This window comes from Streptococcus infantis, assembly GCF_000960085.1.
Lineage (GTDB): Bacteria > Bacillota > Bacilli > Lactobacillales > Streptococcaceae > Streptococcus > Streptococcus infantis_C.
Map to the genome: position 1 here is coordinate 433,996 of NZ_JYGT01000007.1, position 13,505 is coordinate 447,500.

General features: G+C 40.6%; 15 protein-coding genes (1 of these 15 running past the window's edge). All 15 read right to left on the reverse strand.

From position 1 onward, the window contains the following. Positions 1 to 42: 42 nt before the first annotated feature. On the reverse strand, positions 43 to 1,503 hold the full coding sequence (gene gltX, locus TZ94_RS04855) for a glutamate--tRNA ligase (RefSeq protein ID WP_045614745.1): 1,461 nt from the start codon (positions 1,501 to 1,503) through the stop codon (positions 43 to 45). Positions 1,504 to 1,634: 131 nt separating this feature from the next. Then, positions 1,635 to 2,984, reverse strand: a complete 1,350-nt coding sequence (locus tag TZ94_RS04860; protein WP_045614748.1) for a glucose-6-phosphate isomerase — start codon at positions 2,982 to 2,984, stop codon at positions 1,635 to 1,637. A gap of 178 nt (positions 2,985 to 3,162) precedes the next feature. After that, positions 3,163 to 3,852: a gamma-glutamyl-gamma-aminobutyrate hydrolase family protein gene (locus TZ94_RS04865; protein WP_045614750.1), complete on the reverse strand. Its 690-nt coding sequence runs from the start codon at positions 3,850 to 3,852 to the stop codon at positions 3,163 to 3,165. Positions 3,853 to 4,141: 289 nt separating this feature from the next. Further along, a complete protein-coding gene (locus TZ94_RS04875; protein ID WP_045614752.1) occupies positions 4,142 to 5,908 on the reverse strand; it encodes an ABC transporter ATP-binding protein in 1,767 nt (588 codons plus the stop codon). Position 5,909: 1 nt separating this feature from the next. Then, positions 5,910 to 7,616 (reverse strand): ABC transporter ATP-binding protein, encoded by a 1,707-nt coding sequence (locus TZ94_RS04880; protein ID WP_045614754.1) that lies wholly within the window; start codon positions 7,614 to 7,616, stop codon positions 5,910 to 5,912. Between the two features lie 178 nt (positions 7,617 to 7,794). Further along, a complete protein-coding gene (locus TZ94_RS04885; RefSeq protein ID WP_045614756.1) occupies positions 7,795 to 8,496 on the reverse strand; it encodes a histidine phosphatase family protein in 702 nt (233 codons plus the stop codon). A gap of 99 nt (positions 8,497 to 8,595) precedes the next feature. Next, positions 8,596 to 9,033 carry a competence type IV pilus minor pilin ComGG gene (gene comGG / locus TZ94_RS04890; RefSeq protein ID WP_045614758.1) on the reverse strand — a complete coding sequence of 146 codons (438 nt, stop codon included), beginning with the start codon at positions 9,031 to 9,033 and terminating at the stop codon, positions 8,596 to 8,598. Next, entirely contained in the window at positions 9,011 to 9,472 is a 462-nt protein-coding gene (gene comGF / locus TZ94_RS04895) for a competence type IV pilus minor pilin ComGF (RefSeq protein WP_241767278.1), read from the reverse strand. Before comGF ends, comGG begins: the two co-directional genes overlap by 23 nt. Then, positions 9,435 to 9,737 carry a competence type IV pilus minor pilin ComGE gene (comGE, locus tag TZ94_RS04900; RefSeq protein ID WP_045614761.1) on the reverse strand — a complete coding sequence of 101 codons (303 nt, stop codon included), beginning with the start codon at positions 9,735 to 9,737 and terminating at the stop codon, positions 9,435 to 9,437. Before comGE ends, comGF begins: the two co-directional genes overlap by 38 nt. Further along, entirely contained in the window at positions 9,700 to 10,134 is a 435-nt protein-coding gene (comGD, locus tag TZ94_RS04905) for a competence type IV pilus minor pilin ComGD (protein ID WP_045614764.1), read from the reverse strand. The genes comGE and comGD overlap by 38 nt, the downstream gene beginning before the upstream one ends. After that, positions 10,097 to 10,420: a competence type IV pilus major pilin ComGC gene (comGC, locus tag TZ94_RS04910; protein ID WP_045614766.1), complete on the reverse strand. Its 324-nt coding sequence runs from the start codon at positions 10,418 to 10,420 to the stop codon at positions 10,097 to 10,099. The genes comGD and comGC overlap by 38 nt, the downstream gene beginning before the upstream one ends. Next, the gene (gene comGB / locus TZ94_RS04915) at positions 10,421 to 11,464 is read right to left on the reverse strand and encodes a competence type IV pilus assembly protein ComGB (RefSeq protein ID WP_071788255.1); all 1,044 of its coding nucleotides are present in this window, start codon (positions 11,462 to 11,464) and stop codon (positions 10,421 to 10,423) included. Then, a complete protein-coding gene (comGA, locus tag TZ94_RS04920) occupies positions 11,385 to 12,326 on the reverse strand; it encodes a competence type IV pilus ATPase ComGA (RefSeq protein ID WP_045614771.1) in 942 nt (313 codons plus the stop codon). The genes comGB and comGA overlap by 80 nt, the downstream gene beginning before the upstream one ends. A 51-nt stretch (positions 12,327 to 12,377) precedes the next feature. Next, the gene (locus TZ94_RS04925; RefSeq protein ID WP_045614772.1) at positions 12,378 to 12,755 is read right to left on the reverse strand and encodes a DUF1033 family protein; all 378 of its coding nucleotides are present in this window, start codon (positions 12,753 to 12,755) and stop codon (positions 12,378 to 12,380) included. A 165-nt stretch (positions 12,756 to 12,920) separates the two neighbouring features. Further along, on the reverse strand, positions 12,921 to 13,505 hold the 3' portion of the coding sequence (gene nagA, locus TZ94_RS04930) for an N-acetylglucosamine-6-phosphate deacetylase (RefSeq protein ID WP_045614773.1). 567 nt of this gene lie beyond the right edge of the window; the window shows 585 of its 1,152 coding nt (coding positions 568-1,152); its start codon lies off the right edge, out of view — the gene reads right to left on this strand; its stop codon occupies positions 12,921 to 12,923.

Genomic DNA, 13,505 nt, shown 5'->3' on the forward strand with positions numbered 1-13,505 from the left:
ATACATATAAAAAGAACTCAATATTTGAGTTCTTTTTATCTACTATTTTGTAATTTCAGCCAACATTTTTTCAATGTGTTGGATTGATTTTTCACGTCCAAGCAAGTAGATGGTATCTGGCAATTCAGGACCATGCATTTCTCCTGAAACGGCGATACGGATTGGCATGAAGAGATTTTTCCCTTTGATACCAGTTTCCTTTTGAACTGCTTTGATTTGTGGGAAGATATTTTCTACCACAAACTCATCGTCTGACATGGCTTCGAGCTTGGCTTTGAAGGCTTCAAGTACAGTCGGAACAGTTTCACCAGCCATGACTTCTCGCTCAGCTTCTGTCAATTCTGGGAAGTCTGAGAAGAAGAGATCCGTCAATGGAACGATTTCGTCAACTGACTTCATTTGTGGTTTGTAGAGCTCCACCAATTTTTTAGCCTTGTCTGTCAAACGTCCTGCTTCTTCGAGGAATGGTTTGGCCATTTCAAAGATAGTCTCAAGATCCGCATTCTTGATGTACTCATTGCTCATCCAGTCCATTTTCTTTTGGTCGAAAGCAGCTGGAGACTTGCTGAGACGGTTTTCATCAAAGAGCTTGATCAGTTCTTCGCGAGAGAAGATTTCGTCTTCCCCACCAGGATTCCAACCAAGCAGAGCGATAAAGTTAAAGACTGCTTCTGGAAGGTAACCTTTCTTACGGTAATCTTCGATAAATTGAAGGGTGTTGGTATCACGTTTAGACAACTTCTTACCAGTTTCAGAGTTGATGATCAAGGTCATGTGACCAAATTCTGGTGCTTCCCATCCAAGCGCTTCATAAACCATGAGCTGTTTTGGTGTGTTAGCAATGTGGTCGTCTCCACGGATAACGTGAGAAATTTGCATATCGTGGTCATCAATCACAACGGCAAAGTTGTATGTTGGATAACCATCTTTCTTTTGGATAACCCAGTCCCCACCGATATTGCCACCTTCAAATTCGATATCACCTTTGACCATATCATGCCACTTATAGATACCAGATTCATTAACTGCCAAACGAACCGTTGGGATGATACCTGCTGCTTCACGTTCTGCGATGTAAGCCGCTTTTTCCTCTTCACTCATGCCAAGGTATTCATTGATATAGCGAGGTGTTTCACCTGCTGCTTCTTGGCGTTCACGCTCTGCTACCAACTCTTCTTCTGTAACGTAAGATTTGTAGGCTTTTCCTTCGGCTAGCAATTGGTCGATGTATTTTTGATAGAGTTCCAAACGCTCAGATTGGCGATAGTTCTCATGAGTCTCTGGACTTTCATCCCAGTCCATGCCCAACCAACGAAGGTTTTCAAGCTGAGAGCGTTCACCGTCTTCGACGTGGCGCTTGCGGTCAGTATCTTCGATACGGATGATAAAAGTTCCACCATGGTGGCGTGCATACAAGTAGTTAAACAATGCTGTACGGGCATTTCCGATGTGTAGTAGTCCTGTTGGACTTGGTGCATAACGCACACGAATATCTTTTGACATAGCTTCTCCTATAAAGTCTCTAGGCGTCTGCCTTTTTGCTCTCTATATTATATCACAAGTCTTGCCAGAGTCCAATTTCTCTTTTCGAGAAATAGTAAAAAGAGTGGTAAAACCACTCTTTGTTGAATCTATTATAGACGAGCGTTAAGTTCTTTGCTCAATTCTTCAAATCCTGGTTTTCCAAGAAGGGCAAACATGTTACGTTTATATGCTTCAACACCTGGTTGGTCAAATGGGTTGATAGCGTTCAAGTAACCTGAAAGGGCGATTGCCAATTCGAAGAAGTAGATAGTGTAACCAAGAGTGAAGGCATCTTGCTCAGGAAGAGTCACGTACATGTTTGGTACGTCACCGTCAGTGTGAGCAAGAAGAACACCGTCAGTCGCTTTTTTGTTAACGAAGTCAACGTCTTTTCCTTGAAGGTAGCCAAGTCCGTCAAGGTCTTCTTCCAATGTAGGGATGATCACGTTCTTACGTGGTTTGTCAACACGAACAACTGTTTCAAACATGATACGAGTTCCTTCTTGGATAAATTGACCCAATGAGTGCAAGTCTGTTGAGAAGTTAGCTGAAGTTGGGTAAATACCTTTTTGGTCTTTACCTTCTGACTCACCAGCCAATTGTTTCCACCATTCTGAGAAGTATTGAAGAGATGGCTCGTAGTTTACCAAGATTTCAGTTGCATAGCCTTTACGGTAAAGGATGTTACGAACTGCAGCATATTGGTAAGCTTCATTTTCAGCAATCTTATCAGAAGTGTAGTCTTTACGAGCTGCGTTAGCACCTTCCAAAAGGGCTTTGATGTCTGCACCTGACGCAGCGATTGGAAGCAATCCAACTGCTGTCAATACTGAGAAGCGTCCACCGATGTCATCTGGAACTACAAATGTTTCCCAGCCATTAGCATCTGCTTCAACCTTAACAGCACCTTTTTGGCGGTCAGTAGTTGCGTAGATACGTTTGTTCGCTTCTTCTTGACCGTATTTCTTAACCAAGAGTTCTTTGAAGACACGGAAAGCGATGGCTGGTTCAGTTGTTGTACCTGATTTAGAAATCACGTTTACTGAGAAGTCTTTATCTGAAACGTACTCTACCAAGTCAGCAAGGTAAGTTGATGAGATTGAGTTTCCAGCGTAAAGGATTTGTGGCGCTTTGCGCTCTTCTTTTGTTTGCAAGTTTGCAAAGTGGTGGTTCAAGAAGTCAATGGCAGCTTTCGCTCCAAGGTATGATCCACCAATACCGATAACGACCAAAACATCGCTGTCTGCTTTGATTTGTTCAGCAGCTTTCAAGATGCGGTCAAATTCTTCGCGGTCGTAGTTTTCAGGAAGGTCCAACCAACCCAAAAAGTCGCTACCAGCACCAGTTCCTTTACGGATCAATTCGTCTGCTGCTGTAACTTGTGCTTGCATGTATTCCACTTCATGCGGTGCAACAAATTTGTCTAATACTTTTGAATAATCAAATTTAATATGTGACATAGTATTCCTCCAAAATTTCTTCTTTTCTATCATAACGCTTACCTTGGATTTTTTCAAGTTTTTATACTGAATTTCCTCAAATTTTATCATAATTCAAACGTTTGCGTAAAATTGTATAAAATTAAAAAACTTGAAGCATCAAACCCTACGAATAAAAAAACGACTAGGATTCTAGTCGTTACAATTCATTCAATAAATACTCAAATAATTCTAAATTTCCATCTTCTTCATTGACTAGAAACTCTGGATGCCACTGGAGACCAATAATACGGTGTTCATCAATGGATTCAATTGCTTCAACAGTTTGGTCACGTGGATCCACAGCCGTCACACGGAAATTTGGTGCCAAGTCTTTAATGCTCTGACGGTGCACTGAGTTTACTTGACTTTCTTTACCAAACAATTTAGATACCACACTGCCATCAACTGTCTCAATAGAATGTGAAGTCCCAAAAGGTAGACCTTGCCAATGACCTTCAATCTCCTGATTGAGTGTCCCACCAAAGGCAACATTGACAAGCTGAACGCCACGGCAAATGGCTAAGATTGGTTTATTCTGACGCAAGGCTTCTTGTAGAAGAGCGAGCTCAAACTCATCACGAGCTAGGTTATAATCATCGCTATCAATCGTTTTTTCTTCACCATAAAACTGAGGATGAACATTTTGTCCTCCAGTCAAGATAAGCTTATCAATCATTTCTACGTAGTCATGGACAACTGACTCATCCCCAACTGGAATCACCAAAGGAAGTCCGCCAACCTGACGAATACTCTCAGCAAATTTACAAGAGACTGATGAATGAATATTTTTTCCTTCCGCGTCCACAGGACATAGGTTCGCTGCTACTCCAACAACTGTTCTTGCCATCACTGACTTCCTTTCGTTTTCTATTGATAATCTTATCTTATCATCCTTGCCTACTCCTGTCTAATATGTATTTTTTAAGTCCGTGATAAAATTTTTTTATCAGAAAAAGTTGCCCAAAATTAGGACAACTTTTTTGCTTATACTCAATGAAAATCAAAGTGCAAACTAGGAAGCTAGCCGCAGGTTGCTCAAAACACAGTTTTGAGGTTGTGGATAGAACTGACGAAGTCAGTAACACATATACGGCAAGGGGACGCTGACGTGGTTTGAATTTGATGTTCGAAGAGTATTATTCAAAGACAAATTGATTGTGATAAAGTTCGGAGTAGAAACCTCCAAGCTTGAGTAATTCGTGATGGTTTCCTTGCTCGATAACCTCACCATCCTTAAGGACAATGATCTGATCTGCATTGAGAATGGTTTTTAAGCGGTGAGCAATTACAAAACTCGTTCTTCCTGCTACAATTGCTTCCATAGCATTTTGAATCTTACTTTCTGTTACAGTATCAACATTTGATGTCGCTTCATCCAAAATTAAGACCTGCGGATCTGTCATCAAGGTACGGGCGATAGAAATCAACTGCTTCTGACCGGTTGAGAATACGCTCTGATCATCATTAATCAGAGTATCGTACTTATCTGGTAGACTTTCGATATATTCATGGATATGCGTAGCCTTGGCTGCTGCTTCAACCATTTCCTGACTGGCATCTGGGACACCAAAACGAATATTGTCCCGAATAGTTCCGCTGAACAAAACAGAATCCTGTAGAACAATTCCCACCTTGCTTCGCAAACTATCTAAATCAAACTCGCGGATATCTCTACCATCAAAGCTGATACTTCCTGCATCCACATCATAAAAACGATTGATTAAGTTCATGATGGTTGTTTTCCCTGAACCTGTCGGACCAACCACTGCAATCATTTTCCCTTTTGGAGCTGAAATGCTGACATCTTTCAAAATAGGTTTTCCTGGCAGGTAGGAGAAGTCTACGTTACGAATCTCCACCCCATCTTTTAATTCGTTAAAGACTGGAGCATCTTGAGGACGAATTTCTTCCTCTGCATCAAACATTTCTTGGATACGGTCTGCACCTGTAAAGGCCAGTTGTAAACTTCCCCAGCTCGCCGCTAATTGGATAATGGGCTGGTAATATTGCTGAGAAAACTGGGTAAACATGACAATCAAACCAAGTGCTGTTGCTGTCTCGATGTTCTTATCATTCAGCAATACAGCTGAACCTACAAAAATAACGACTGCTGTGTTGACCAAGCTCATCCCGTTCATGACAGGGAAAAGAATTCCTGAGAACATTCTTCCCTTGAAAGTGGCTTTTCGAACCCGTTCATTTTGCTCAACAAAACCAGCAATTACATCTTCTTGGATACCTTGAACGATAACTGCTTTTTGTCCAGAGATACTCTCATCCATATAAGCATTGAGCTTCCCAACTTCCTTTTGTTGGAGGTTGGTGTATTTTCTTGCCAATTTCAAAATGACAATCAACATGATGATAGCAACTGGAGTGCTGGCAATCGTAATCAAAGCCAAGGTGAAATTTTTGGCAAACATGACAATCAGCAAGCCAATATAAAGGGCAATATTAGTCATGACAGACACAAGGCTTTCATTAAAAGCTTGGAGGATATTATCCAAATCACTGGTAAAACGTGACAAGATATCCCCATCTTGATGACGGTCAAAGAAAGAAACAGTCAAACGAGAAAGCTTGCCAAAAAGCCCCTTACGCATTTCATTTGTCGATTCGGCAATAATGCGACTCATCAAGACCATATAGATGAGACTAGACACCACGAGCGCAACCAAAACATAGGCAAGATTTATAAGGAGTCCGTATAGACTTTGCCAAACCATATCTGAATTTCCGTTTTGATAGGCTGTAACCAAGTTAGCTAGTTCCGTTACTGTTTGACCTGCAAAAATTGGAAAGAGGGCTTGTGCTACCGTTGCAATGATAATCATAGTGATAACAACGACAAAGGATATCTTGTAAACTTTAAAATAGTTCCAAAAAAATCGAAATGTCTTCATCCTACTCCTCCTTTCCTTTTTGCGTTTCGTAAATTTCACGATAAACTGGGTTTGTTGAAACCAAGTCAGCATGCTTACCTTGACCAATCAAGCGGCCTTGATCAAGCACTAAAATTTTATCCGCATGAACAACAGAACTAATCTTTTGGGCGATGATAATCGTTGTTGTCCCCTTCAAATCCTTGTTAAGGGCTTCTTGAACCAAACGCTCTGACTTGGCATCAAGGGCGGAAGTTGAATCATCAAAAATCAAAATCTTAGGATTGCTGACAATCCCACGCGCAATCGACATTCTTTGTTTTTGTCCACCAGAAAAGTTAGTCCCACGTTCCTCAACCGGACTTTCAAAGGCCAAATCCATACGACTGATAAATTCACTGGCCTGGGCGATACGAGCTGCGCGTTCCATTTCTGAAACTGTTGCATCTCCCTTACCTTGTCTGAGATTATCTGCGATGGTTCCACTAAAGAGAATAGCTCTTTGCAAAACAATAGAAACTGTCTTACGAAGCGTCCCTTCACTAACTGTCCGAATGTCCTTTCCACCAATTTTGATAGAACCTTGCTGAGGATCAAATAATCGTGGAATCAACTGAGCCAAGGTTGATTTCCCTGCACCAGTTGCTCCGACAACCCCAACCATTTCACCAGCTGCGATATCGAAAGATACATCTTTTAGGATAGGTTCGTCATCATTTGGATAGGTAAAGGTCACATTTTCAAAACTGAGACTTCCTTCCAAATCTTCATCTTCCATATCCTTGAAGGTCATAGCCGGTTCTGTATCCAGTATTTCACGAATACGACGGAGGGAAATCATAGCACGAGTAACTGAATTCCCCAAAAATCCGACCATAACGATAGTAAAGATAATCTGACTCAGATAGTTCACGAAGGAAGCAATGGAACCAACCACTGAAGGATCCGATTCTGCCATACCTGCTACAAGCCAGATTGAAAGAAAGACAGCACCGTAAGAAATCAACATCATTACAGGTTGAACAATAGAAAAAGCGTAGCCGATATAGAGGTTTTCTCCCAGCAACTCATCTGACACTTGCGTAAACTTATTAAACTGATCTTTCTCTCGAACAAAAGATTTGACCACGCGTACACCACGTAAATTTTCTTTTGCAATGGCATTGATACGCTCTAGTAAGGTCTGGAATTTTGCAAAGCGAGGTCCCATCATTCCCATCATAAGACCCGTCATAGCAACAATCAGAACGACCATGAGAACTAGTACCCACCACAGAGAAGGTAAGGTCGCGACTGCTAGAATAAAGGAACCGATAAACAAAAGCGGCAGTCGAAAGAGAATTTGAAAGGTCATCATGACTACGTTCTGGATTTGGTTGATATCGTTGGTCATACGAACAACAAGGTTCCCTGCATTAAATTTCTCAATATTAGCGTATGAAAAAGTTTGAATCTTACGAAAGGCATCTTCCCGTAAGTCTGACGAAACTCCTTGAGCAATGTAAGCTGCTAATACAACATTAATTCCACCTGCGACTAGACCAATCAAGGCAACAAGGATTAACCAAAAACCGATACTATAAATAGCCTCATTATCACCTGTTAGCAAGGCCTCTAAAACTTCCTGCAAATAACGTGGTTGCAGGAGTGAACTCGCGACCATTAATCCTGTCATAACCAAGGAAGCCAGAGTCTGCCATTTATAGGCTTTTATTTTCTGAAACAGCATATTTCCCCCTTATAAGATAGACAAAAGGGAACGACAGCTCTGTCAGTCCCTTCTTATGCTTTCATGTTGATGCTATTCTAACAAAAAAGAATGCTATTGTCAAAGCACTCAGCTCTCGCAAGCTTGTGCAATGACGACATCAGCATTCTATTGAATCATTTTCATTTAGTACTGAATTTTATTGTTCTGAACTATCTTGCTCGTCTAATTGAGCTCGTCCAATTTCACGGTAGCTACGGTCCCCAACAATCTCAACTGAGAACTGACCATCTTGGTACTCGAGAATCGTCACACTTCCATTATCAAGACCATGCGGATGCATGCCGTTAATTAAATAAACAATGGTTCCAATAGTCATTCCATGGCTGACTACGAGGGCATTCCCACCCCCATTAGCTTCCATTTCCTTGGCAATGGTTTCAAAACCTTCCCAGATACGACCACTTAGTTTTTCCCAGCCTTCAGCCCAACCTGCTGTGTCTACTTCTACCAGACCTTCAGCTAGCTCCGCATAGGACAAACGATGCACATGATCGACATTAAAGATTCGAGGGATAATCCCCATAAAAAGATCTCCATCATAAGCACCGTCAAAACTACCAAAGCACCATTCACGAATTCGCTTATCCATGCGATAAGGAATTTGCCCTGTCAAACCAAGTTCTTCAAGGATAATTCCCATTGTCTGAATGGTCCGCCCTGAGTCACTTGAATAAGCACGCTCAAAGGTTAAGCCAGACTCACGCAAACCAATCCCCAATTCATGAATGCCTCGTTCTCCCTCAGCTGTTAGGGGAGTATCACTCCAACCTTGAGCACGACCGATTGTATTAAACATTGTTTTCCCATGACGCACTAGATACAATTTTACACTTGACATATTCTGTCCTCCATATGTATCTATTATAGCATGATTTCAGGAAAAAACCTCGTCCTAACTCACTGGCCTTCAACCTCACAACTGAAGCAAAAATCCAAGCTATTCTGTATCTTTCTTTGAAGGAGTAACTTCAGAAGACTTTGCAGTTTCTTTTTTGACCTGTTCTTCTTTTTTCTCCTCATTTCCTTCTTTGGACTTATTTTCTGTCTTCTTAGTCTTTTTATCGGTCTTTTTCAAAGGAGAAAAGTGAAATTCAAACTGATTTTTTCCTGTGTCAATAGTCGCTGTGAAGAATTTTTCATCGTTGCGATAAGTTGACTTTCCTACATTAAATAACTGCTCTCCATTTTCAGAATTAGCTTTTTCATAGGTTCTCTTAGCCATTGCAAACGCAAGAAGCTTTTCTTTATTAAGGGCATAATCCTGATGATGAGCCACTTGTCGATTCAGATAAAACTGCAATAAGAGACTAAAAATTCCAGCAATAGTAACGGCGTAAAGGAGAACTCCAGCCCTAACTTTTTTCTTTTCCCACACGATAGATAAACTCCCTCTCAAGTCCCTTTTCAAACTGAAAATTAAAATGAACATTTTGCCCATTTTGGTAAATATGAGCTGATTTCAGACCGTAAACCATCGGCTGGTAGCCACGTCCGCTGGCATCTGTTTTTCGGAAATCATTTGACCTTGATTTCCCCATAGAGATAGATTTCCCATCCTGTTTGAGGTAAAGCCTATCATTCTCCACTTTTTCAAATTGAGTTCTATTCAACTCTGCTTCTAGCTGATCCACAAATAAGAGCCACTCCTTCTGCTCACTTTTCTGTTGATAGCGAACTTCTGAAACCAAGAGTTGACTCATGGCTTGAAAGAGGAGCAAACTTCCACTGATAACAAGAAGAGCAACCAGGGATTCTAAAAGTGTAAACGCTCTGACTCTACTTGTCTTGAATCGCCAGTATTTTTTCAGTTCCACAGTACACCTCCAGACTTCGCTCATTCGAGATAACATGAACCGTAAGGCCATTGACAGTCAACTGCTTTTGTCCCGTCTGCAGAGCCATTCGAGCTACTCGCAAAACTTCTTCCTGTTCTAAGAGTCTTGCTTCCTGTCGTCTACTTTCTTGAATCTGCCCTAGCAAGAGGGTTGCAATACTAGCAAAAATAGCTAGTGAAATCAATGCCTCCAGTAAAATAACCGCCTTAATTTTTTGCTTCTTGAATACGTTTAATCTTTCCATTTCCTAGATATAGTTGGTAGCGAACCACTTCTTTCCTTGTTTGAAATTTCACACTTGCAAGAGACGAATTCCCCCCAGCCTTGTCAAAGGTGATTGACTGATTGGACTGCAGTTGAATCCCTTTAGGGATGGCTAATTTCTGATAGCCATTTCCGATACTTCTCTCTTCTAAAATCAAGTTTATCTTCTGTTGACTAGCCAAACTTCGCTTCTGGGTTTCCCGATAAAGTTCCTCAAACTCCATAAAGAAAATCTGCTCCTCCACAGCCGCAAAGGTCGACTGAACTGAACTTGACAAACCCAAGGCTAACAGACTGACTATCCCTAAGACCAATAAACTTTCCAACATAGTAAAAGCCCTAATCCGCAACTGTTTGACTTGTCTTTTGTTTTGCATGGTATTCCTTATAGGCTTTTGCTTGCTCAGCAGTGATGCGTCCATCTGCCTCTAGTTTACTTAGACTAGCATCCTCATTTTTATCTAGAGTATAGAGTTCGGCTTGGCTTTCTACCACCTTGACGACAGCCGCTTTCCCCTTGTCATTCACTGCATCCTTTTGCTTCGTCAGATTTGGCACAAAAAGCAAGAGTAGGACGCTAATGATAAGAAGAACCACTAACATTTCGATCAGAGTAAAAGCTTTTACCTTTGCTTCTTTTAATTTCATCATCATTTTTTTCATCTAAAAATTTACCTCCATATTTTGATACATTGGCAGCAACATGGCCGCATACAATAAAACGATAAGTAGGGCTACAAAAATAAAGACCAGTGGTTGAACTAAATTCATAGTCCTATTAACTCGGGTAAAGAATGATTCCCACGTTTTTTCCGCATAGATTTCCAATTCACTTCCCAACTTGGATTTGACCTCTCCATATTCAATGATTAATCCCAACTCTCTTCTAAAGAAGGGATAATCTTGAACAACTTTAGAAAATTCCTGCCCATTTTGCAAGGACTGAGATAAATCCAAACCAATTTCATTAAAAAGTGGATTTCCCTGCTCCTGCATCATCTGGAAAATCTGTGACAATTCTAATCCTTGTCCAATCATATTTCCCCATTCTCTAGCATAATAGGCCGTCAGATAATACTGAATAAACACACCGATAAAAGGCATTCTAGCTAGAAAAGAAAAGACTTGTATCTTCCTAGATTTTCTGTAGAAAATCAATCCTGTTAAAAATGCGAGTGCTACTACTAGAGTCAGTCCGAGAAAAATCTGTGGCAGGTTACTAATCACTAATGTAGCTATATTACTACTATCTAATTGAGGCAAGAGATAATTTCGCAAACCCAACATAATGAGCAATAAGAAAGCTAACAAAATGACTGGATAGGTCGCCACTTCGATTAACTTTTTCTTGACCTTAGCAAGATTATCAAGATACTCTTCAATTTTCCCTAAACTCAAATAAAGATTTCCATGAACTTCAGCCAATGAAAGTTGTGTGACAATCGCACTCGAAAAACCTAAAGTCCCCATCATTTCCGAGAAGGATTTTCCCTGCGAGAGTCCTAAGCGCATCTGAGATACATATTCCTTTTCCAACAAATGACTTCTATCTAAGAAGGAAATGATCTCTACCAAGTGAAAACCACTCGAGAACAAATTGTTAAAGAGAGTGATGATTTTCTTCTGCTTACTGGTAGCTAATTTTCTCCGTTTCAGCTTGAAAGGCAGTGATATGTCCTTCTTTAAGAAGCTGGTCAATTTGCCCATTCCACTTTTCTGCCTGGTGTTCTTGATAATTTCCATTTGCAAAATCAATCATTCCTCCTCCCGCGATTAGTCTCTGGTAACAAACACCTTGTAAAACAACCGCCAGTTCATCTTCACTGACACCAAGTTCTAAGAGACGCTCATAAACCCCACGAACACTCTTTGCATGAATGGTCGAGAATACTGTAGCCCCTGTCAAACTAGCTCGTACAACAGCACGGGCTGTTTCACTATCCCGAATTTCTCCAATAATTAGAAGATCTGGCCGGTGGCGCAAGGAGAGCTTTATCAAATTATCATAGCTAAGTCCGATAGCTTCATTAAGTTGTAATTGTAGCATCTCTTCTTGCTTAATCTCGACTGGATCTTCAATCGACATAACCTGCTGTCCCTTAAACAATGACTTGGCTAATTCATGCATCAAAGTAGTTTTGCCGCTTCCTACGGGGCCTGCAAAAAGATAAAGCCCGCGTTGCCTAAAGCCCTTTTCCAGTTCTATAAGGTCCTGAAACCAGAAGCGCAACTCTTTTTCTTGATCATGCAAAAGTCGAATTACTAGACTCTCATGACCACGATAATCTCCCACCGTCGATAAACGTAATGAAGAAACCTTGTCGCCATGCTGATAGTCACAGGAGCCAAGCTGACTACGACGTTTTTCGCCAACATTCATCCCCGCAATAAACTTAAAGTGACTAATGACAGACCCCAACTTTTCAAAATCATAGGTGTTAATTAGATGTCTTTCATCTCCAATTCGCATATATAGCTCATAAACCTGATTCTTGGGAACAAAATAAATGTCCTGCGCTCCATTCTTTTTTGCGAGACTAATCAATTCTTGTGCAAGTGCTTGTACCATATTTCCTCCTCAGTTTACTATTCGAAGAAAATACAAAAAAGAACAACTTTATTAAAAAGTTGTTCCATCTTTTTTGATACGACACGTTCGGTGGATTTCTAAACCAGTTTGTTTTTCGTAACCCGGTCTGAATTTTTCGTCTGGGATGACTTGACCATCTTCTAGCAAAGCCAGTGAATGATATTGCTGCAGAAATTCGTCACATTCCTCGCACCAACGTTTATCCTCTGGATTCCAAAATATAGTCATCAAGTCCCCACGACTTTTGTAAAGCGGAATTTTCTTTTCCAACTCAAACCAACAAGATTTATAATACTTCAAAGCGTCATAGTAGTTTTCGAATTTCTTACTCCTAATGACGTCTTCTTCCCATCCTTCTATGAACCACCAAGGTTCAAAATCCCCATACATTTCTATAACTCGATACATAGTTTCATTTCCTTTGTATGGTATATTATAGCGAATTTTTTTGCACAATGAAAGAAATTTGCTCGTTTTCAGTAACAGCCATAAAGTCTTTCTAATTTACGAAATCACACAAGAAATACAGCTAACAAAAAAACAGCAACTAAGACTAGTCACTGCTTTATATTTCTATGCTTGATAACGTTTTTCACCGTCAAGATATGTTGCTACCAATTCCAAATCTTTATCAAGAACGATAAAGTCAGCATCGTAACCCTCACGGATTTGTCCACAGACATCATCAATATGAACAGATTTTGCAGGATTCAAACTTGCCATCATGACAGCTTCGTGAGGATTTGCAATCCCCCATTCAACAACATTTTTCAAACCATCTTTAAGTTTGAGAATAGAACCTGCCAAGTTCCCTGTAGATTTAAGACGAGCAGTCCCATCCGCTACTACTACTGGGAATTCTCCTAACATATAGTCACCATCTTGTAAACCACCAGCTGTCATACAGTCTGTAATAAGAGCAATATTTTCAGTACCCTTTTGTTTAAGAAGAATATCACAGGCCTTAGGATCCACATGGTGACCATCACAGATCAATTCTGCATAAGTGTGTGGCAATTCATACATAGCACCAACCATTCCAAGTTCACGGTGAGTCAAGCCACGCATACCGTTATAGGCATGAACCCACACACTTGCACCAGCATCAACAGCTTTTTTGGCTTCCTCAAATGTTGCATTAGAGTGACCAAGAGCAAC

What these genes read in the sequence shown, in the direction of transcription:
- gltX (WP_045614745.1), bottom strand. Translation starts at nt 1,503, where the DNA reads ATGTCAAAAGATATTCGTGTGCGTTATGCACCAAGTCCAACAGGACTA.
- comGB (WP_071788255.1), bottom strand. Translation starts at nt 11,464, where the DNA reads ATGGGCAAATTGACCAGCTTCTTAAAGAAGGACATATCACTGCCTTTC.
- comGE (WP_045614761.1), bottom strand. Translation starts at nt 9,737, where the DNA reads ATGGAAAGATTAAACGTATTCAAGAAGCAAAAAATTAAGGCGGTTATT.
- TZ94_RS04865 (WP_045614750.1), bottom strand. Translation starts at nt 3,852, where the DNA reads ATGGCAAGAACAGTTGTTGGAGTAGCAGCGAACCTATGTCCTGTGGAC.
- comGD (WP_045614764.1), bottom strand. Translation starts at nt 10,134, where the DNA reads ATGCAAAACAAAAGACAAGTCAAACAGTTGCGGATTAGGGCTTTTACT.
- TZ94_RS04875 (WP_045614752.1), bottom strand. Translation starts at nt 5,908, where the DNA reads ATGAAGACATTTCGATTTTTTTGGAACTATTTTAAAGTTTACAAGATA.
- TZ94_RS04925 (WP_045614772.1), bottom strand. Translation starts at nt 12,755, where the DNA reads ATGTATCGAGTTATAGAAATGTATGGGGATTTTGAACCTTGGTGGTTC.
- comGC (WP_045614766.1), bottom strand. Translation starts at nt 10,420, where the DNA reads ATGAAAAAAATGATGATGAAATTAAAAGAAGCAAAGGTAAAAGCTTTT.
- TZ94_RS04860 (WP_045614748.1), bottom strand. Translation starts at nt 2,984, where the DNA reads ATGTCACATATTAAATTTGATTATTCAAAAGTATTAGACAAATTTGTT.
- TZ94_RS04880 (WP_045614754.1), bottom strand. Translation starts at nt 7,616, where the DNA reads ATGCTGTTTCAGAAAATAAAAGCCTATAAATGGCAGACTCTGGCTTCC.
- comGA (WP_045614771.1), bottom strand. Translation starts at nt 12,326, where the DNA reads ATGGTACAAGCACTTGCACAAGAATTGATTAGTCTCGCAAAAAAGAAT.
- TZ94_RS04885 (WP_045614756.1), bottom strand. Translation starts at nt 8,496, where the DNA reads ATGTCAAGTGTAAAATTGTATCTAGTGCGTCATGGGAAAACAATGTTT.